16 protein-coding genes, 1 tRNA gene and 1 riboswitch are annotated in these 21061 nt (G+C 64.8%); of the genes, 14 read left to right on the plus strand and 3 right to left on the minus strand.

The annotated features are described in order from the left end of the window. Positions 1-139: 139 nt before the first annotated feature. The gene (locus tag AS26_RS08300) at positions 140-706 is read left to right on the plus strand and encodes an anthranilate synthase component II (RefSeq protein WP_062308350.1); all 567 of its coding nucleotides are present in this window, start codon (positions 140-142) and stop codon (positions 704-706) included. A gap of 24 nt (positions 707-730) precedes the next feature. Next, positions 731-2278, plus strand: coding sequence for an anthranilate synthase component I family protein (locus tag AS26_RS08305; protein ID WP_062308352.1), 1548 nt, complete (start codon positions 731-733; stop codon positions 2276-2278). A 147-nt stretch (positions 2279-2425) separates the two neighbouring features. Here AS26_RS08305 and AS26_RS08310 read toward each other — a convergent pair. Further along, positions 2426-2501 (minus strand) — tRNA-Arg (locus AS26_RS08310). 128 nt (positions 2502-2629) lie between these two features. Next, a complete protein-coding gene (locus AS26_RS08315) occupies positions 2630-2899 on the minus strand; it encodes a hypothetical protein (protein ID WP_062308354.1) in 270 nt (89 codons plus the stop codon). 173 nt (positions 2900-3072) lie between these two features. Here AS26_RS08315 and argC point away from each other — a divergent pair, with 173 nt between their 5' ends. The 4 genes from argC to AS26_RS14215 are packed head-to-tail and all read left to right on the plus strand — an operon-like array spanning position 3073 to position 6315. Next, on the plus strand, positions 3073-4119 hold the full coding sequence (gene argC, locus AS26_RS08320) for an N-acetyl-gamma-glutamyl-phosphate reductase (protein ID WP_062308357.1): 1047 nt from the start codon (positions 3073-3075) through the stop codon (positions 4117-4119). Positions 4120-4125: 6 nt separating this feature from the next. Beyond that, complete coding sequence (gene argB, locus AS26_RS08325; protein ID WP_062308361.1) at positions 4126-4917, plus strand: acetylglutamate kinase; 792 nt, start codon at positions 4126-4128, stop codon at positions 4915-4917. Beyond that, entirely contained in the window at positions 4914-6092 is a 1179-nt protein-coding gene (locus AS26_RS08330) for an aspartate aminotransferase family protein (protein WP_062308364.1), read from the plus strand. Before argB ends, AS26_RS08330 begins: the two co-directional genes overlap by 4 nt. A gap of 58 nt (positions 6093-6150) precedes the next feature. After that, positions 6151-6315, plus strand: a complete 165-nt coding sequence (locus tag AS26_RS14215; RefSeq protein WP_157068465.1) for a hypothetical protein — start codon at positions 6151-6153, stop codon at positions 6313-6315. Between the two features lie 140 nt (positions 6316-6455). Here AS26_RS14215 and AS26_RS08335 read toward each other — a convergent pair whose 3' ends face one another. After that, on the minus strand, positions 6456-6944 hold the full coding sequence (locus AS26_RS08335) for an N-acetyltransferase (RefSeq protein WP_062308367.1): 489 nt from the start codon (positions 6942-6944) through the stop codon (positions 6456-6458). Positions 6945-7124: 180 nt separating this feature from the next. Here AS26_RS08335 and AS26_RS08340 point away from each other — a divergent pair, with 180 nt between their 5' ends. The 8 genes from AS26_RS08340 (at position 7125) to AS26_RS08375 (ending at position 20942) form a co-directional block, all read left to right on the plus strand. Then, a complete protein-coding gene (locus AS26_RS08340) occupies positions 7125-11624 on the plus strand; it encodes a glutamate synthase-related protein (RefSeq protein ID WP_062308370.1) in 4500 nt (1499 codons plus the stop codon). A 214-nt stretch (positions 11625-11838) separates the two neighbouring features. After that, a complete protein-coding gene (argF, locus tag AS26_RS08345) occupies positions 11839-12906 on the plus strand; it encodes an ornithine carbamoyltransferase (RefSeq protein ID WP_062308372.1) in 1068 nt (355 codons plus the stop codon). Then, positions 12906-14168: an argininosuccinate synthase gene (locus AS26_RS08350; protein WP_062308374.1), complete on the plus strand. Its 1263-nt coding sequence runs from the start codon at positions 12906-12908 to the stop codon at positions 14166-14168. Before argF ends, AS26_RS08350 begins: the two co-directional genes overlap by 1 nt. Then, complete coding sequence (argH, locus tag AS26_RS08355; protein ID WP_062308377.1) at positions 14165-15544, plus strand: argininosuccinate lyase; 1380 nt, start codon at positions 14165-14167, stop codon at positions 15542-15544. Before AS26_RS08350 ends, argH begins: the two co-directional genes overlap by 4 nt. Before the next feature lie 111 nt (positions 15545-15655). Then, positions 15656-16891, plus strand: coding sequence for an aspartate kinase (locus AS26_RS08360; protein ID WP_062308408.1), 1236 nt, complete (start codon positions 15656-15658; stop codon positions 16889-16891). Positions 16892-16928: 37 nt separating this feature from the next. Next, positions 16929-17010, plus strand: a riboswitch (ZMP/ZTP riboswitch). 58 nt (positions 17011-17068) lie between these two features. Then, positions 17069-18658 (plus strand): phosphoglycerate dehydrogenase, encoded by a 1590-nt coding sequence (gene serA, locus AS26_RS08365; protein WP_062308382.1) that lies wholly within the window; start codon positions 17069-17071, stop codon positions 18656-18658. 64 nt (positions 18659-18722) lie between these two features. Then, positions 18723-19799 (plus strand): 3-phosphoserine/phosphohydroxythreonine transaminase, encoded by a 1077-nt coding sequence (serC, locus tag AS26_RS08370; RefSeq protein ID WP_062308384.1) that lies wholly within the window; start codon positions 18723-18725, stop codon positions 19797-19799. A 15-nt stretch (positions 19800-19814) separates the two neighbouring features. Then, positions 19815-20942 carry an HAD family hydrolase gene (locus tag AS26_RS08375; RefSeq protein ID WP_062308388.1) on the plus strand — a complete coding sequence of 376 codons (1128 nt, stop codon included), beginning with the start codon at positions 19815-19817 and terminating at the stop codon, positions 20940-20942. Positions 20943-21061 lie beyond the last annotated feature (119 nt).

Here is a 21061-nt window from a genome sequence, read left to right on the forward strand (position 1 = left end):
GACACGGACGGGCGGGTTCCTCTGCCTTGACGCGCGCCGGGGGCCGGCGTATTGTAAACGTATCGCGGCCGCTAAGGGGAGAACAGCCGAGCGGAGGGGGCCGAAAGGCCCGTCGAGATGAGGGGAGCGGAGGATAGCCATGCTGCTGATGATCGACAACTTCGATTCGTTCACTTACAACCTCGTTCAATATTGTTTGGAATTAGGCGCTGATGTCGTCGTGCGGCGCAACGACGTGTCCCTGGACGAGTTGAAGGCGTTGCGGCCCGCGGGCGTTTTGGTGTCGCCCGGCCCGTGCTCCCCGCGCGAAGCCGGTGTTTCGGTGGATGCCATTCGATATTTCGCGGGGCGCGTCCCTCTGTTGGGCGTGTGCCTGGGCCATCAGTCCCTTGGGTACGCGTACGGAGGCAAGGTCGTCCGCGCGCGTGAACCGGTTCACGGCAAAACCTCGATGATTCTCCACAACGGCAAAGACCCCTTGTTTCGCGACATCCCCTCTCCTTTTCGGGCCACGAGATATCACTCCCTGGTTGTGGATTGGGATTCGCTTCCGGACGCGTTCGACGTCACCGCGGAGGCGGATGGTTACATCATGGCCATGCGCCACCGGCCGACGGGCGCCGTGGGCGTCCAGTTTCACCCGGAGAGCATCCTGACGGACCACGGGAAGACCATGATCCGCAACTTCTTGGCGGACGTGGCGTGATCGCAAGACGGAGGGGATTTGAGGATGAAAACAGCCAAATTTTCCGCGGAGGCGGGCGTGGACCCGTTTTATCTCTACCTCGCGCTCCGCGATGACGTGGGCCCCGGGCGCGTGTTTCTGCTGGAGGCCGGGCGGGAAGACATTCCGAGCGACTATCAGATGAGCCTCATCGGCATGGGGCCGCTCGTCGAAGTGCAGGTGTGCGATCACGTCGTGAGCGTGTTCGCCCACCCCAAGCTCGCCGCCCACGTGTTTCCTATCGCGCGATCCACGGGTGTCGAGGTGTCGCACGCGCCGTATCCCTGGGAGAGCGTGGTCGGCGGGGCCGTCGTGCACGTTCAGGCGCAGGACCCGATGGCGCTCCTCGACCAGATTCGGTCGGCGCTCTGCGAGCTCTTGTGTGGCCCCGACGGAGAGCCGTTCAGCGCAGGCTTTCTTGGGTATGTGGCATACGATGCCATCCGATATCTCGAGCGCGTGCCCATGACGGCCGAGGACGATCGGCACCTTCCCGAGATCCGACTGCTCTGGCACGCAGCCGTCGCCCAACTGTCGGGGAGCACGGTCACGGTGTTTCGCCAGGATGACGCGCCGGTTCTGAGGGACGACCCGAAACTCGCAGAGGAACTCGGCCAGATGGAGCGCCGCATCGCCGCGGTTTGTCGCGAAGGAGTGGCGGCGCCAGCTTTTCTCGCCGAGATAGCCGAGATGGACGCGGGCGATCCCGTCATCACCTACGACGTCTCGAAGGAGCTCTACTGCCGGAATGTCGAGATCGCTGTCGAATACATTCGGGCGGGCGACATTTTTCAAGTGGTTCCGTCGACCCGCATGCAGGTGCGCGGCGGCCTGCCGCCGCTTGCCGCGTACGATCGCCTGCGGCGGCTGAACCCGTCCCCATACATGTTTGTCGTGGAGTATCCCGGCATGGTTCTGTACGGCGCGAGCCCCGAGGTGCAGTTCCGGGCGCTCCGGGGCCGGGCCGAGATGAAGCCCATCGCCGGGACGACGCGCGGGCGCGGGCAATCCGAAGAAGAGGACGCTCGCCTGGTGGCGGAACTGAAGCAGGACGCCAAGGAGAACGCGGAGCACGTGATGCTCGTGGATCTGTGTCGAAACGATCTCGGCCGCGTCGCGAAGCCGGGCACCGTGGCGGTGCCTGAGCTGATGGTGGTGGAACGGTACTCCCACCTCTATCACCTGGTGTCTCGGGTCACCGCCGAACTCCGCGACGACGTCAGCGTGTTCCACGCGCTCCTGACCACCTTCCCCAATGGGACCCTGTCGGGGGCACCCAAGATTCGAGCCATGGAGATCATCGACGAGCTCGAGCCGTATCGGCGCGGGCCGTACGGAGGATTCATCGGGATGGTCGACGCGTGGGCCAATGCCAACACGGCCATCTTCATTCGGAGCGTCGTCGCCATCGGGGATGTGCAGTACGTCCAGGTGGGTGCGGGCGTCGTGTACGACTCCGTGCCGGAACGGGAGTGGGACGAGTGCCACTTCAAGGCGGGGGCCATCCTCGACGTTCTGACGGGATCGCGCGCAAAGACCATGTCGATGAAGTGAGGTCGGCGCGGTGGGGCCCATCGGGGCTGCGGGCGGCGCGAGGCGGGGAGCGTCTCGCGCCGCCCGCTCGCGTCTCGCACGCTTTTATGGATGCGGAAAGGGCTGCCCCGAGGTGTGGTTGCACCGCTCGGGACAGCCCTTCGTGTGTGGCGCGTCCGGAGGGATTCGAACCCCCGACCTATGGCTCCGGAGGCCAGCGCTCTATCCACTGAGCTACGGACGCAAGCGACGATATGTATCATAGCAGGGTGGCGAGGAGAATGCAAGCCGTCCAGCGACCCTCGCTGGACGGCGCGGTGGCGTTTCGACAGGGACTGCGTCGTTTCCATGGGCGTTGCCTCGGCGCTCGGCTCAAAGGCTGCTCGATTCGTCAGTGCTGTGGGGCTCATGGTACTCCTCGTGTGTGACCGTGCCGTGCGCCATGGGGTGATGGGGAGCGTAGCCGTACATGGGCCCCGTCTCGATGATCTCGTCATACTCGGTGTACGCCACGGTCGCGACCGGCGCAGGCGTGGGGGCTGCGTGGTACACACCGGCACCAGCCGGCACCAGGAGAAAGAACAGCACGAAAATCACCAGGAACACGACAGCCCATCGGGTGTAGCCGCCAAATGCACCCATGCGAACATCCCTCCTTGCGAAGTTACTGCATGAAATGATGGGACAGCGGCCCGGCGATACGGGCATTCGCACAGAGCCCGCGATCTGGGCGCATTTAGCAAGGAACGGAAGTTGCCCTCTGAATTCTCCATTCGCTATACTGAATATCAATACAGAATGGAGGATGTTTATTCATGGCGAACGTGCGGGTCGGGATCGTGGGGCCCACGGGCTATGCGGGCATGGAACTGGTGCGGCTCGTTGCGGGGCACCCGCGGATGACCTTGGTGTATTTGGCCGGATCGGGCGCGCGCACGGGGCCGCTCGAAGCGCATCTGCCCCATTTGCACCCGCTGGCGGACGCGCTGCCGCCGGTGGAACCTCTTGACGTGCGAAAGGCCGCGGACGCGTGCGATCTCGTCTTTGTCGCCCTGCCCTCGGGGGAGTCGGGCAGGGTGGCGTGGGAGATTTTTCAATCTGGGCGCGATAGGGGCGTCAAGGTCATCGACCTATCCGGGGATCTCCGTCTTCCTCCGGACGTGTACGAGGCATGGTACGGGAAGCCGGCCTTGCCGCGCGAGGCCATTGAAGAAGCGTGCTACGGCCTGCCCGAACGTCACCGCCAGTCGATTCGCGAGGCAGCCCTCATTGCCAACCCCGGTTGTTACGCGACGGCGTGTGCGCTCGCGGTCTTGCCGCTCGGCGATCTGCTCGGCGACGTCACGGGGCCCATCGTGTTCGACGCGAAATCCGGCGTGACGGGCGCTGGGCGTGCGCCGAAGGAGCACCTTCACCTCGGCGAACTCGCCAACGACGCCTACCCGTATCGCGTGGGCAAGCATCAACACACGCCTGAGATTGAACAGGCGCTCGGGGGCGCGGTGCGCGTGCTTCTCACGACGCAGCTTCTGCCCGTTCCGAGAGGGATTTTGGCTTGCGCCTACGTCCCCATTCCGCCCGACCAGGCCCCGATGGTGTATGATCGGTATACGTCGTTTTGCGAGGGCGAGCCGTTTGTGCGCCTCCTGGCGGAGGGCGAGATGCCGCACATCAAGGCCGTGAACGGGACCAACGAATGTCATCTCGCCGTGCACTGGGATGAGCGATCTCGACTGCTTCAGGTGTTTTCGGCCATTGACAACCTCGGCAAGGGTGCGGCGGGCCAGGCCGTTCAAAACGCGAATTTGATGTTGGGCTGGCCTGAGCGAGAAGGTTTGAATCTCGTCCCGCTGTGGATGTGAGGAGAGATGGGCGTGATCGTCATCAAGCTCGGGGGATCGCTCGAAGGGAGCGCGGAGACAGCGGTTGCCAGCGCTGTGCAGGACGCCTTGCGGCGAGGATGGCCGGTGGTGTTGGTGCACGGGGGCGGGCCGCGCATCTCCAAGCGGCTTCGGGACGCGGACATTGAGCTGCCGTTTGTCCAGGGACTGCGCCACACGACGGAGGAAGCGATGCCACACGTGATGGCCGCGCTCGCCGAGTGCAATCGCGACATTGCGGAAGCCTTGGCCCGGCACGGCGTGCCGGTGGCCGCGTTTGCGGATGGCGAGATCGTCGTGGCGAAGGACGTGGGGCGGCAACGGACGGGGGAAGTAGCAGGCGTGCGCGTCGATGCGGTGCGGCAGGCGCTCTCGTCGGGGCGCGTGCCGGTCATTGCGCCGTTTGGGCGCGACGCCGATGGGCGGCCCTACAATATCAACGCGGACCATGCCGCGAGTCACATCGCCCGCGCGCTCGGCGCGGCGCGGCTCGTGTTTCTGACGGACGTGCCAGGCATCTATCGCGATTTTGAAGCTCGCGACCTCCTGCTCGACACGACGCCGGAGGAGTTGGAGCGTCTCTTGAGGGAGGGCGCGTTCGGCGAGGGCATGGTTCCCAAGGTGAACGCGGTGCTGCACGCCGTCCGGCATGGGGTGCGCGAGGTCTGGGTGGTCGATGGGCGCGACCAGGAGGCGGTGCGGATGGCCGCGATGGGAACGAACGAGAGGCGAGCCGCTGGGACAAGGCTCGCCGCGCATATCGAAGGAGTGACGGCATGAACACGGCGCTAGGGCAGTTGGCGGACCAGGTTCTGTTTCAGAACTACGGCAAGCGGGATATCGCCCTTGTCCGCGGCGAGGGCGTGTATGTGTACGACGACAAGGGAAGGCGGTATTTGGATTTTACGGCGGGCATCGCCGTGTGCAACCTTGGTCACGCGCATCCGGGCGTGACGGAGGTCATTGAGCGGCAGGCGAGGACCCTCCTGCACGTTTCGAACTTGTTCCTCATTGAAGGCCAGGTCGAACTCGCGGAGAAGTTGACGCGTTTGGCGGATCGCGGTACGGGTCCGTATCGGGCCATGTTCGTGAACACGGGCACGGAAGCGAACGAAGGCGCGCTCAAACTCGCGAGGCGATATCAGTACGTGAACGGACATCCGGAAAAGACACGCGTGGTGGCGCTGCCCCACAGTTTTCACGGGCGCACGATGGGCTCCTTGTCGGTGACGTCCAACCCGAAGTATCGCGAGGGCATGACGCCGCTTGTGCCTGGCTTTGAGGTGGCGGAGACGTATGAGGGCGCCGTCGAGATGTTGGATGACAAGACGGCGGCGTGCATCGTGGAGGTCGTGCAGGGCGAGGCGGGCGTGCGGCCGGTTGACAAGGATCTCTTGCAGCGATTGGCCACGCGCGCCAAGGAAGTCGGCGCGCTGCTCATCGTCGACGAGGTGCAGACCGGCGTCGGCCGGACAGGGCGGTTCTTTGGCTTTGAGCACTTCGACCTTTCGCCGGACATCATCACGATGGCGAAGGGGCTTGGCAACGGAATTCCCACGGGAGCGATTGTGGCCAAACAGCATGTGGCGGACGCGTTCACGCCCGGCATGCACGGCTCGACCTTCGGCGGCAACCCGTTCGCGATGGCGGTGGCGAATTACGTGGTGGACGTCGTGCGCGAGCCTGCCTTTCTTCAGCGCGTGGAGCGCGTGGGCGAGGCGCTTCGCCGCGTGCTCGAAGCCCACTTCGCCGGCGTCACAGGGCTTGGGCTCATGTGGGGCTTTGACGTGGACGACGCTTCGACGTGGCGCAAGCGGGCCGCAGAGTGCGGCCTTCTCGTGACCGCGTGTGGGCCTAGGCGCATCCGGATTGTCCCGCCGCTCATCATCGAAGAACAGCACGTGGAGGAGTTCGAAGCCATGGTGAAGCGCTTGGCCTCGCGCGGCGCCCGTTGACGGGCGTTGCGGGGCCATGGGCCGAGCTTGACTGGGCTCTCACAGAAGAGATGAGGGCATGGTCCTCTGGCTTCGCCTGGTCGACGTCGCGGCGATGATCGCCGTGATCGTGGCGTTCGATGTATCGGTGTTGCGGCATCACGTCTGGGCTCGCCTAGTGGTGAACGTCGGCGTGGTGGCGCTGTTTCTCGCGGTGTTCGTCGTCGCTTTTCATCGAGGATGATCAAAGATGAAAGCCGCCAGACCGATGCGGTCTGGCGGGCGATGGGTATCGCGTGGTTTGGAATGGTGGCGCCGTAGCGCAAGTTCCGCTTTCGAAATTGCGGTGAATTTGCTATAGTGTTCGTACGCAACGCGCGGGCCTCAAGCCTCTTGGGCCTGTTTGAGCGGCTGGAAGTGACGCGTGTAATACACCATCGCCACTTCATCGCAGTGATAGAACTTGTTACAGTAGATGCAATCCTTCCAGACTTTATGCGGCAGCGTTTCCTTTCGCACGACGTGGAAGTTCAGCTTCTCAAAAAAGCGCGTTTGGTACGTCAGCGAGAGCACCTGCGCGATACCGAGGTCTTCCGCCTCTTTTAACAGCGCTTTGACAATCTGACTGCCGACGCCTTTGCCGTGCGCTTCCGGCGAGACCGCAAGCGATCGGATTTCAGCGAGATCGGTCCAAAGGACGTGTAGTCCCCCAACGCCGATGACGCGCCCATCCTCCACTGCGACCGTGAAACACTGCAGATGTTCACAGAGTGACTTGATGGTGCGCGGCAGCATCAATCCCATATCGGCAAAATGCTGAATGAGTCGTTGCATATCTTCGACGTCCGCTGAGGTCGCCTTCCGGATGTCCAACGCGGCTCCTCCTCTCCCGTTGCACTCATGTTATAACACGGGATGGCATGATTATTCAAGAAGTCGTATAATGTTTCATAGCCCGTGTCGGAATGCCGGAATGTGTGTCGTTGTTCATCAAGACTTGACGCGCAGAGAGATAGAGTGTCAAAATATTGTGCTAAAAAAGGAGTGGCACAGGTGGAACTGGAGAAGTTGACGACCGACCTGCAGCGCGAATACGATGCCTGCGGAATTTTTTCGCAGATTGAGAAATCAGGACAACCCTCGTACGACACAGTTCGAAACGGCTTGGACGCCCTGCGCGCCATGCGTCATCGGGCGGGATACGTCAATCACGAAGGAGACGGGTGCGGTCTCCTCTTGGACATTCCAAGAGCGCTGTGGGCTTCGCGGCTCGAGAGCCTGGGACAATCGGGTCGGCTCGTCCACGAACCGGGCTTTTGGGTGGGGCATTTCCTCTTGGAGAAGGAAGTGTCTCAGGAGTCCATTCTGCGCGCATTGGCTCATCACGGCATGGAGCCTGTTGCCGTGATCGAGGATCACGTAGATGAGTCGGTGCTCGGCCCGCTCGGAAAGAAGGTCAGGCCTCACTTCATTCAAATGGCGGGGTGCTTGCCGAAGCGGGACGATGCGCGCGTGTTTGCGGCGTTTGCCGAGATCGACGAGTTGCCGGGCGTCCACGTCGCCTCGTTGTCGCATGACCAGGTCGTGTACAAGGTGGTGGGCAACGACGAGACGCTCTACCGTTTCTACAAGGATCTGCAAAACCCGCTGTGCCGGTCCGCGTTCGTGATTGCGCACACGCGGTATTCGACGAACACCACGACCTCGTTCCCGCGCGTGCAGCCGTTTTCTTGCCTCGGGCATAACGGCGAGATCAACACCATTGCGCGGTTTTACACGGAGTCGAAGATGATTGGCGTGCCGGTGAGGCCGGAGTTCAGCGATTCGCAGATGGTCGACAGGACCCTGTGCGCGCTCGTGGCGACGCGCGGTTGGTCGCTGTTCGAGGCGGCGGAGCTGTTGTTTCCGCCCATCATTCACGAGATCAAGTCCATGTCGGAAGAATTGTCGGACTTGTACATGTATTACCGGTCGCTCTGGGGACCGTTTGCGCAAGGGCCGGCGGGCGTCATGATGCGCTACGGCCAGGAGGCCGTGTTCAGCGTCGACGCGCTCGGCCTGCGGCCCATGTGGCAGTTGGAGTCAGAGACGGCGTATTACTTCTCCTCAGAGCAGGGCATCGTCCCGCTGGACATTTGGACGGCGGAACCCAAGCCGCTTGCGCCGGGGGAGAAGGTCGGCGTGCGGTGGAGCGAGACGGGCGTCAAGATCTACGCGTACGACGAGTTGCAGCTTGAGGTTCTGGAACTCGCCAAGCGGCGTTTCAACTTTCGCGGCGAGCACCGCAATCTTCACTTCGCTGTGCCTTACGGCGTGAGTCAGGACGTCGCGCATGCGAAGCGGGACGCGAAGCCGCTCGACATCCGGATGCTGGCGTTTGGCTTCCGCGACGATGATCTGAAGCTGATGGATCAGGAGATCCAGAGCGGGGCGGAGCCCATCAAGTCGCTCGGCTTTGACAGCCCCATCGGCGCGCTGTCTGAGGAGGCGACGCTCCTGTCGGACTATCTCCACGAGACGGTTGCCGTGGTGACCAATCCGGCCATCGATCGGGAGCGCGAGATCGAGCACTTCAGCACGCGCTCCGTCCTCGGGCGCCGGCCGTCGTTCGACGGGCTGTATCAGGAGGCGCCGCGCGTGGAGGTTCAGGCGCCGATCCTGCTCGAGGGGCTGCCGGAGTCGTACGGCGTCGAGTACGACGAGATTCAGAACCTGGCGCACCGGTTCGGCACCGTGTGTTACGAAGACGCGTTGGCCATGTTGCGCACGAGCCCGAACGGCACGGCGGAGATTTTGATCCACCGCCGCGACGGCGAAGGCGTCGCGGAGGCGCTGGAGCGCTTCTCGCTCGAGGCGCTGGAAGCGGTGCAGGCCGGAGCCAATGTCATCGTGCTGGATGATCGCCTGCAGTTCCGCCGCGGGCCGCACATCGATCCCTTCTTGGTGGTGTCGGCGGTCCATCGCGCGCTCTTGCGGCCGGCGGCGAAAGAGAAGGGCGAGCACCTGCGCCGGCGCACCAGTCTCATCCTGCGCAGCGGCGGCATCCGCAACCTGCACGACATCATGGTGTCGCTTGGGCTCGGCGCGGACGCGGTGGTGCCGTACCACATGTGGGAGTACGCGGCGCACAAGGGCGGTTTGCACGCCATCGAAAACCTGTACAAGGCGCTGACGAAGGGCATCGAAAAGGTCATTTCCACGCTTGGCATTCACGAAGTCCGCGGGTATGAGCGCCTCTTCAGCGCCATCGGCTTGGCGGAAGAAGTCGCGGAATACCTTGCCATCCCGAACTTCTGCGGATCGCAGACGGCCGGCTTGACGTTTGCGCGGATGGAGGAGATGTCGGAGCTTCGGCGCACGTGGTACGAAGCGCAGGATCGGAAGAGCGTCCGGCCCAACAGGCTGTTCCAGCTGTATCCGCGTATCTGGAAGACTGCAGGGTCCGTGGCGAACGGCGAGTTGCCGTATGACGAGTTCGTCGCCAAGCTGCAGCAGTTCGAAGCGGACAATCCAATTTCCATTCGCCATCTCCTCGGTTTTCGCGAGGATGTCGAACCGGCGGAGGGCGAGATCGACACGACCATCGACGGCCACGCGTATCCGATGGTCATCAGCTCGATGTCGTTTGGGTCGCAGAACGAGACCGCGTACCGCGCGTACGCAGAGGCGGCGTACCGCATGAACATCGTCTGCCTGAACGGCGAGGGCGGCGAGATCAAGGACCTGCTCGAGAAGTACCCACGCAACCGAGGCAGGCAAATTGCGTCGGGTCGATTCGGCGTCAACGCGGACCTGTGCAACAACGCGTACGTGCTCGAGATCAAGATTGGCCAGGGGGCGAAGCCGGGCGAAGGCGGGCACCTGCCTGGGTCCAAGGTGACCGCGCAGGTGGCGGCGGCCCGCAACGCGACGCAGGGTGTCGACTTGATTTCGCCGTCCAACAACCACGACATCTACTCCATTGAGGACTTGGCGCAGGTCATCTACGAGCTCAAGGAGATCAACCCGCTCGCCAAGGTTGCGGTCAAAGTGCCGGTTGTGCCGAACATCGGCACCATCGCCGTCGGCATTGCCAAGGCCGGGGCGGACATCATCACCCTGTCCGGCTTCGACGGCGGAACGGGCGCGGCTCGGGCGCACGCCATTCGCCACGTCGGTTTGCCGATGGAAATCGGGGTGAAGCTCGCCCACGAGGCGCTCTGCGAAGCGGGGCTTCGGGAGTACGTGGAACTCTGGGCGGACGGCGGCATGAAATCGGGGCACGACGTGATGAAGGCCATCCTGCTCGGCGCCAACCGGGTGGGCTTCGGCACCATGGCGATGGTCGCCATCGGCTGTACGGCGTGTCGCGCTTGCCACAAGGACACGTGTCACGTCGGCATTGCGACGCAGATGCACGATTTCGCCGAGGCGCAGGCGAAGGGGTTGAAGCAGTTCGAGCCTCAGGATTTCGATCGCGCCGTCTCCCAGCTCGTCCGCTTCTTCTCCGAGGTGGGCAAGCACGTCGAGGCGCTCACGCGCAAGCTCGGCGCGAAGCGCACGCAGGACCTCGTCGGCCGGAGCGATCTCTTGGTCAACCTGCGCGAGGACGCGCGGCTTGACACGTCGTGGCTGCTTCGGGTCCGCGAGGAATACGTCGGTCAGGGCTGTCACATCCGCTACCGCACGTTTGAGGAGGCGTACGGCGACGTCGTGCAGGACGTGGCGGCAGTCGGGGCTGCGACGGGCACGGACGGCGTCGTGGCGGCGGTCGGATCGAGCGTCAAGTCGATTCGCGCCGTTCCCCGCGCGCTCGGCACGCGCCTTTCCGGGGAGAGCATCCGGCAGAAGCGCCGGGGCGAGGTGGGCCCCATCGTCCACGAGGGCGTGGCGGGCGCAGGATTTGCGGCCTACCACACTGAGGGCATGGTGTCCGTGGCCTTGGGTGGTGCGCAGGATGGCGTAGGCAAGGCTGCATTTGGCGGCAAGATTGTGGTCCTGAAGGGCAAGTGTGCGGACGGCGTCTGGCGCGGCGGCTCGGTCGGCAAGGGCTTGGCGTACGGCGCGGCCCGGGGGCTATTCATCATCCAGGGCAACGCCGACGCCAGGGCCTGCATCCGGCTGTCGGGTGCGGACGTGGTCATCGGCGGCGGGTTGGAAGCGCCGGTGCGCGGAGATCTGTCGCACATCGCCAATCGCGCGAACATCAAGGGATTTGCCTTCGAGTATATGACCGGCGGGCGCGCGGTGGTCTTGGGCGATCCCGGCCCGTGGATCTGCTCCGGCATGACCGGCGGACGCGTGTACCTGCGGCATGATCCGGAGATGGGCCTGGACGAGAAGGCGCTTCGGCGGCGCATCGCCAAGGGCGCGAAGGTCGCGCTCCGCGTCATCGACGCTCAGGGCCGGAACGACATCGTGGAGCTTTTGGGCGCCTACCAGCTCGAGCTGCGCCGCTACGGGCAGCACGACGAGGCGCGCCGGCTGCAGAAGCTCATCGACAATCCGTCGCTCCACTTCCTGATGGTCGAACCGGTGCACGAGATCACGGACCAGGACATCGCGACCGAATAAAGGGTTCTATCAGGGTTTCACGAATGGGCGGCCGTCCCGGCGGGGACGGCCGTTCCGTTGGTGCGGGCCTCCTCGAACAGCGCGCGACAGCCGGAGTTGATACTTATACATATTCGTGTATAATGATGCAAGGACGATCAACTGACGCTTCCTTGACGGTACACGGATGCACAGAAATACATCGCTCGCAGAAGAGCGGAGAGGAGTTTCGGCTGTGGCAGTGTGGGATATGAAGAACGCCCTTGGACGCGGATCGTCGACCGTCGTGCCGCTGGGTTCCAACTATCTGTCGGTCCGGCTGCAGAACGCGCTCTGGTCCTGCCATCGGGTCATGGCAGGCAAGGACCTGCTTCACTTCAGCGACTTGTCGGGCGACGATTTGCGCAATCTCGTGCATCTCGCCGAGTTGCTGAAAGAAGCGCAAAAGTCGCGGTTCACGCACACCCTTCTCGCCGGCAAGACGCTCGGCATGATTTTCGATAAATCGTCCACGCGCACGCGGATTTCGTTCGAAGTCGGCATGCTTCAGCTTGGTGGTCACGCGCTGTTTTTGCCGGGCAACATGCTGCAGACCGGCCGCGGCGAGCCGATTTCCGACACCGCGCAGGTCATGTCGCGCTACCTCGACGGCGTGATGATCCGGACGTTCCGCCAAAAGGACGTCGAGGAGTTTGCAAAGTACGCCGACATCCCGGTCATCAACGGGTTGACGGACGAATTTCACCCGTGCCAACTGCTCGCGGATGCGCTGACCATTCTCGAGCACAAGGGGCGGCTCGAGGGCGTCACCGTGGCCTTCATCGGCGACGGCAACAACCTCGCGCACTCGTGGTTGCAGCTCGCGCCGAAGCTCGGCATGAACATCCGCGTGGCGACGCCGCCCGGCTATCAGCCCATGCAGTGGGTGGTCGAGGAGGCCAAACTCCACGCCGTCCAGCAGGGGACGGAGGTGCTCGTGACGACGGATCCGGAGCGGGCCATCGAGGGCGCGGATGTGGTGTACACCGACACGTGGGTGTCGATGGGCGACGAGGGTGAGGCGGAGGAGCGCCTGAAGCACTTCGAGGGCTACCAGGTGAACGAAAAGCTCTGCGCGCTCGCAAAGCCGGACTACGTGTTCATGCACTGCTTGCCCGCGCACCGCGGCGAGGAAGTGTCGCCGGACGTGATTGACGGGCCACACTCCATCATCTTTGATCAGGCAGAAAATCGGCTGCACGCGCAGAAGGCGGTGCTCGCCGCCACCATGGCGGACGCCAGCGCGTTTGGGGAGGACATGTGATGGCAGACAAACTCGTGCTCGCGTATTCAGGTGGATTGGATACCTCGGTCTCCATCCCGTGGATTCGGGATCACTACGGCTATGACGTGATTGCGATGTGTGTGGACGTCGGCGAAGGCAAAGATCTCGACGCCACGCAGGCGAAGGCGCTCCAGGTGGGGGCGATAAAATCGTACAAAATTGACGCGAAGGCGCAGTTTGCGGAGTCGTTCATCCTGCCGGCGCTCAAGGCCAACGCCCTGTACGAGGGCAAGTACCCGCTCGCCTCCGCCTTGTCGCGCCCGCTCATTTCGAAGCTGCTCGTGGAGGTGGCCGAGCGCGAAGGCGCGGTGGCCGTGGCGCACGGCTGCACCGGCAAGGGCAACGACCAGGTCCGGTTCGAGGTGTCCATCTACGCGCTGAACCCGAATCTGAAGGTGATTGCGCCGGTGCGCGAGTGGGGCTTCACGCGCGACGAGGAAATCCGCTATGCCAAGGAGCACGGCGTCCCCATCCCGGTCGATCTCGACAACCCGTTCAGCATCGACGCGAACCTGTGGGGCCGGGCCATCGAGTGCGGCGTCCTCGAGGATCCGTGGCAGGAGGCGCCGGAGGGCGCATTTCTGTGGACCGTATCGCCGGAAAAGGCGCCCGACGAGCCCGAGGAGATCGTCATCTCGTTCGAAGCGGGCAAGCCGGTGGCCCTGAACGGCGAGGCGCTCCCGCTCGTCGACCTCATTCACCGGGTGAACGAGATCGCCGGGCGGCACGGCGTCGGCCGGATCGATCACGTCGAAAACCGCCTCGTGGGCATCAAGTCGCGCGAGGTGTACGAGTCGCCCGCGGGCAAGGTGCTCATCATGGCACACCAGGAGCTCGAACATCTCACGCTGACGCGGGAAGTGCTGCAGTACAAGATGGGCCTCGAGCTCGAGTACGCGAAGCTCATCTACAACGGGCTGTGGTACTCGCCGCTCAAGGCGGCCTTCGACGCGTTCATCGACGAGACCCAGAAGTACGTCACGGGGGACGTGCGCGTGAAGCTGTACAAGGGCCACGCGCAGGCGACGGGTCGCAAGTCGCCCTACTCGCTCTACCGGCACGATCTCGCCACGTATGAGACGGGCGACAAGTTCGATCACGGCGCCGCGGTCGGGTTCATCCGCCTGTACGGGCTGCCGACGACGGTGTACGCCACTCTGCACGCGGGTGAGGAGAAGCCGTCGGACCTCGGCGAAGACGCCTATTCCGTGCTCGGCGGCGAGGTGGAGGCCAAGGCATGAAGCTTTGGGGCGGACGCTTCAGCGAAGACACCAATCAGCTCGTGCTCGAATACACGGCGTCCATCTCGTTCGATCAGCGCCTGTTTCCCTACGATATCCGCGGTTCGATTGCGCACGCGAGGATGCTCGGCCAGACCGGCATCCTCGCGCCGCATGAAGCGCGCGCCATCATCGACGGCCTCGAGTCCCTGCTCGCGGATTACGAGGCGGGGAAGCTCGCGTTTCGGCTCGAGGATGAGGACGTCCACATGAATGTCGAGCGCCTCCTGACCGAGCGCATTGGCGACGTCGCGAAGAAGCTTCACACGGCGCGGAGCCGGAACGATCAGGTGGCGCTCGACATGCACCTGTGGGCCCGCGACGCGGTGGACGAGCTTCTGGCGGGCGTCAAGCGGCTCGAGCGCGCGCTCTTGCGCGCGGCGGAAGCGCACCTGGACGTGATTGTGCCCGGATTCACGCACCTGCAGCGCGCGCAACCCGTGCTCTTGGCCCATCACCTGCTCGCGTACGTGTGGATGCTCGTGCGGGACGAGCGGCGACTGCGGGCGCTGAAGGACGAGATCGACCAGATGCCGCTTGGCGCGGCGGCGCTTGCGGGCACGACCTTTCCCATCGACCGGGAGATGGTCGCCGAGGAACTCGGCTTCACGCGGCTCTACGAAAATTCGATGGACGCGGTGTCGGATCGGGATTATCTCCTCGGCTTGCTCTTCAACTGTGCCACCATCATGACGCACTTGTCGCGGCTCGCCGAGGAGCTCGTGCTGTGGTCGAGCGAGGAGTTCGGCTGGATTGAGCTTGCGGACGCGTATGCGACGGGATCGAGCATCATGCCGCAGAAGAAGAATCCGGACGTGCCGGAGCTCGTGCGCGGGAAGACGGGGCGCGTGTACGGGCACCTTATGGGCCTCCTGACGGTCCTCAAGGGCCTGCCGCTCGCGTACAACAAGGACCTGCAGGAGGACAAGGAGGGCGCGTTTGACGCGGTCGACACGGTGGTGCCGGCGCTCGAACTCATGGCCGGTACCATCGAGACCATGAAGGTGCGCCGGGAGCGGCTTCAGCACGCGTTTGCGCGCGATTTCTCGAACGCGACCGATCTCGCCGATTACCTGGTGCGCAAGGGCCTGCCGTTCCGCGAGGCGCACGAGGTGGTGGGCAGGCTGGTGGCGGACGCGCTCGCGAAGGGAACGAATCTGGCGGGCCTGACGCTCGAGGAGATGCGGGCGAGATCGAGCTTGATTGGCGAAGACGCGTACGAGGCGCTCGACATCGCGCGCGTGGTGGAGGCGCGGCAGTCGCGAGGCGGGACCGCGCCGTCGGCGGTGCGCCTGCAGCTCGCGCTCGCGAAGGAGGCCGTCGAAGGGCAGGGGTGACGCGCCGATGTCTTGGCCTGACGGGGCCTTCGCGCGCCGTCTTCCGCCGCGGCAGCGAGATCAGGTAAGATAGACGAAATGGCGCCATCATGGAGATAAGGAGTGGAGAAGGTGCTCGTCGTACAGAAATATGGCGGCACGTCCGTCGGATCGACCGAGCGGATCCGGGCCGTGGCGGACCGCATCGCCCGCACCCGGGCCGAGGGGCACGACGTGGTGGTGGTGGTCTCCGCCATGGGCCACACCACGGACGAACTCGTCGATCTCGCCGGAGCCATCGTGGACAGGCCGGAGCCGCGGGAGATGGATCAGCTCCTCGCGACCGGCGAGCAGGTGTCGGCGGCGCTCGTGGCCATGCGGCTGATTTCGCTCGGCGTGCCGGCCAAGTCGCTCACGGGCTGGCAGGCCCGCATCGCGACGGAACCGGTGCACGGCAACGCCAGGGTGGCAAGCATCGACACGTCGGTGCTCAGCTCGCTTCTTGAGCAGGGCGTCGTGCCGGTGGTGACGGGCTTTCAGGGGGTTGCCGACGGCGAGGTGACGACGCTCGGGCGGGGCGGATCGGACACCTCGGCGGTGGCCATCGCCGCGGCGCTCGGGGCGGATCTCTGCGAGATCTACACTGACGTCGAAGGCGTGTACACGACGGATCCGCGCGTCGTGAAAGCCGCGCAGAAGCTCGACGTCATCTCGTACGACGAGATGCTCGAGCTCGCGAACCTCGGCGCGCAGGTGCTGCATCCGCGCGCGGTGGAAAACGCCAAGCACTTCGGCGTGAAGCTCGTCGTGCGCTCCAGCTTTACGGAAGGGGAAGGGACGGAAGTCGTGGCGGAACAACAGATGGAAGGCCGCCGGGTGGTTACCGGCATCGCGTTTGAGCGCCAGGTCGCGCGCGTCGCCGTCGTCGGCGTGCCGGTGGAGGAGCACGCGCTCGCGTCCATCTTTTCGGCGCTGGCCGATCGCGGCGTGAACGTGGACGTCATTGTCCAGAGCGTGGTGGACAACCAGGCGGTGGACGTGTCCTTCACGGTGCACGAGAGTGATCTCGACAAGGCGGAAGAGATCGTCGCGGAGCTGCAGCCGCAGATTGGCTTCAAGCGAATCGAGAAGGAGTCTCCGCTCGCGAAGGTGTCCATCGTCGGCGCGGGGATGATCTCGAACCCGGGCGTGGCGGCGCAGATGTTCGTGGCGCTTCGCGACGCGAAGGTGCCGATTCACATGGTGACCACCTCGGAGATCAAGGTGTCGTGCGTCATCCCTGCGGATCTGGTCGAGGAGGCCGTGCAGGCGCTGCACCGCGCGTTTATCGAGTCGGAAGCCGTGACGCCCTTGACCCATGCGCGATAGTTTTTTATAGTCAGAACTGTGATCCAAGATGATAGAGACGCTGTCGCATGACTGGCGGATGACGTGGGTGACCACGGGGGAGTGCGACAGTCCGAGAGCCGGCCGCCTGGGCACTTACGCGCGTTGCGCGCAGTGACTAGGGGCCGTTCATTGTACTTAGGAGTGGTGAGAGACAACATGGCGACCAAGATCTTGGTGACGGACGACATCTCCCAGGCGGGACTGGACATCCTCTCGGGCCTTGAGGGCGCGGAGGTGGTGGTGCGGACCAACCTCACGCCGGACGAGCTGAAGGAGGCCATCGCGGACGCGGACGCCCTCGTGGTGCGCTCGCAGACGCGCGTGACCCGGGACGTGATCGACAGCGCGAACAAGCTCAAGGTCATCGGGCGCGCGGGCGTCGGCGTCGACAACATCGATCTCGAGGCGGCCACGCGCCGCGGCATCCTGGTCATCAACGCGCCGGACGGCAACACCATCGCGGCGGCCGAGCACACCTTCGCGATGATGATCAGCCTCGCGCGGCACATCCCCGCGGCCCATCGGGATCTCCTCGAGGGCAACTGGAACCGCAAGAAGTGGGTGGGCGTCGAGCTGCGCGGCAAGACGCTCGCGGTGCTCGGCATGGGCCGCATCGGCACGGAGGTCGCGAAGCGCGCCAAGGCGTTTGGCATGACCGTCCTCGGATATGACCCGTTCCTCACCGAGGAGCGCGCGCAGAGCCTCGGCGTCAAGCGGTGCGATCTCGACACGGCCATCCGCGAGGCGGACTTCATCACGGTGCACACGCCGCTGACCAAAGAGACGCATCACATGATCGACGCGGGCCGCATTGCCCAGATGAAGGAGGGCGTGAGGCTCGTAAACTGCGCCCGCGGCGGCATCATCGACGAGATGGCGCTCGCCGAGGCGCTCCAGGCGGGGCGCGTGGCGGGCGCGGCTATCGACGTGTTTGAGCAGGAGCCGCTGCCCATCGATCACCCGCTCCGGCGTTGTCCGAACGTCGTGCTGACGCCGCACCTCGGCGCGTCGACGGTGGAGGCGCAGGAGAACGTGGCGATTCAGGTGGCGGAGGAGATTGTGCGGGTGCTGCGGGACGACACGTTCGAGCACGCCGTCAACCTCCCGAGCCTGAGCCAGCGCCAGAAGGAGCGGCTCGCCCCGTATCTCGCGTTGGCCGAGCAGCTGGGGCTTTTTGCGGCGCAGCTCGCGCAGGGCGCGCCCTCCAGCATGACCGTGCGCTACGCCGGCGACGCGTCCGATCCCGACGGCGGCTACCTCACCCGCACGGTGCTGAAGGGCTTCTTCAGCTTCCAGTACGACGGCGAGGTCAACTACGTGAACGCCTTCCGGTACGCGGAGGACGCGGGCCTGCGCGTTCAGGAGGTGCGCGAGTCGCGCGGCCGCATTTACACGAATGAGATTGAGATCTCCGTTGCCACGGACAACGGCACGCACCGCGTCACCGGCACCGTGCTCGGCGAGTACGGGCCGCGCATCGTTGAACTGGATGGCTACCCCATTGACACGCCCATTCAGGGCATCCTCATCTACACGCGCCACGAGGACCGGCCCGGCATGATCGGCCGCATCGGCACGTTGCTCGGCGATCGCGACATCAACATCGCGGGCATGCAGGTGGGCCGCCGCGAGACGGGCGGCGAGGCAGTGATGCTCCTGTCGGTGGACAAGAGCGTGCCGCAGGACGTGATCGACGAGATCGCGAAGCATCCGGGCATTCGGCTGGTCAGGGCCATCGAGCTGTGAGAAGCGGGCGCAGGGACGGGCGCGTCCGCGCCCTTGAGACAGAACTGCTGAAGGAGTGGAGACCGTGAGGCGGGTGGACAACTTCAATCCGGGCCCGGCGGCCCTGCCGCTTGAGGTGCTGGAAGAGGTGCGCGAGGAGCTCATCGACTATCGCGGCGCGGGCATGAGCGTCATGGAGATGAGCCACCGCAGCAAAGCGTACGAGGCCATTCACAACGAGGCGCAGGCCCGGCTTCGGCGGCTGCTTGGCATTCCCGACGACTACCGCGTGCTGTTTCTGCAGGGCGGCGCGAGCTTGCAGTTCGCCATGATCCCGATGAACTTCTTGGGCGAGGGCCATCGCGCGCTGTACGTGCTGACCGGCGCGTGGTCGGAGAAGGCGCGGGATGAGGCGGTGCGCTTTGGCGAAGTCGCGGTCAACGACTGGGCCACGCAAGGCGGCTATCGGGACATCCCGGAAAGCCTGCCGGAGGACGACGGATCGTTCCGGTACGTACACATCACGTCCAACAACACGATTTACGGCACGCAGTGGCCTGAGCTGCCCAAGACGCGTTCGCCGCTCGTGGCGGACATGTCGAGCGACATCCTGTCGCGGCCCATCGAGGTGTCGGATTTTGCGCTCATCTACGCGGGGGCGCAGAAAAACCTCGGCCCGTCCGGCGTGACGGTCGTCATCGCCAAGGATTCGTTTTTGGCCGAAGCGAACGCGGATCTGCCGACGATGCTTCGCTACAGCACGCACGTGAAGTCGGACTCGCTCTACAACACGCCGCCCACCTTCGCCATCTACGTGATGGAGCGGGTGCTCGCGTGGGTGGAGAACGCGGGCGGGCTCGCGGCGGTGGCGGAGCGGAACCGGAAGAAGGCGGCGCTCGTGTACGAGGCCATCGATCGCCACCCGGAGATCTACCGCGGCCACGCGGAGGTGCGGGCGAGATCGCAGATGAACGTGACGTTCCGCCTCGCGACCGAAGAGCTGGAGCAGGCGTTCCTGCGCGAGGCCGGGGAGAAGGGGTTTGTGGGCTTGAAGGGCCATCGCAGCGTCGGCGGCTGCCGCGTGTCCCTGTACAACGCCGTGCCGGTGGAGGCGGCGGAGCGGCTCGCGCAGTTCATGGACGACTTTGCCCGGAGGCATTGAGGCGAGGAGGACGGCATGTTCAAGACCATTTTGTTCGACGTCGACGGCGTGATGCTGAGCGAGGAGCGGTACTTCGACGCGTCGGCGCTCACCGTGCACGAACTCTTGACGAGCGATCGTTTTCTCGGCTTGTCGTCCGTCTCGCCTGCCTTCTCCCCAGCACCTGACGACGCTGCCATCCGCGCTATTCGCCGCGACGTGTTTCGCGGGGATGCGGTGCTCGAGGGCCTGAAGAACATCGGTGTGAACGCCAACTGGGACATGGTGTACTTCGTGTTCGTGGCGGAGTGGGTGGCGGCGCTCGAGCGCGCGCGGAAAGCGTCGCCGGCGGTGGTGGATGGCGTCCGGGCGGTCCTCAGGGAAGGTTTCTCGGTGGCGTCGCTTCAGGCCGTCGGCAAGCTCGTGCGGGAGGCGCTGCCCGGGGACGTGATCGACTGGACAGGGTACGACGCGCTGTATGAAGGGGCCGCGTCGCGCGCCGACCTGATGGACCGGGCGCGGGAGGCGCTCGCTCGCTACGCGCCGGAGGCTGACCCGCACGCCCTGTGGCAGGTCGGGCAGGAGACGTTCCAGGAGTGGTATCTCGGCGACGCGTACACCGGGAAGGCCACCGGCAAGGCGGGCTTTCTCACGAGCGAATACCCGATTGTCGATCCGGCTGCCTTCGCGGCGTTGCTCGCGGATCTGAAGGCGGCGGGCGTGACGCTCGGCATCGCCACCGGGCGGCCGGAGATTGAGACGCGCGTGCCGCTTCAGCACTTCGGCTGGCTGTCGTATTTCGATCCGGCGCGCGTCACGAACGCCTCGGACGTGGTGGCGGCGGAAGAGCGGGCGCCACATGCGCGTCCGCTGTCGAAACCTCACCCGTTCTCATACCTGCGCTCGCTCATGGGGGAAGCGGACGTCGAGAAGCTGTTGCAGATTGAGCTCCCCATCCCGAGGATCCGCGGCAAGGTGCTGGTGGTGGGCGATTCCATCGCGGACAAACTGGCGGCGGATCGGCTGGGGGCGTCGTTTGCCGCGGTGCTGACGGGTCTCGAGGGCCAGGCGGCACGGCCCAAGTTCGAGCGGCTTGGCGCGGACTACATCCTGGACGACGTGCTGGCCCTGCGCGGCATTTTGAACCTCGCGCCTGTGGAGTGACGGCAAGGGTGCGGGAGGGGGCCGCGCGGGCAGCGGCGGCCCGCGCCCGGCCGGCGCGCTTTGGCAGCGTGTACGGCCCGCCCGGGACCGCCGCAGGCGTCCCAATTGAGAAATTTTGT

It is taken from the genome of Alicyclobacillus sendaiensis NBRC 100866 (assembly GCF_001552675.1).
In the GTDB taxonomy this organism is placed as follows: Bacteria; Bacillota; Bacilli; order Alicyclobacillales; family Alicyclobacillaceae; genus Alicyclobacillus; species Alicyclobacillus sendaiensis.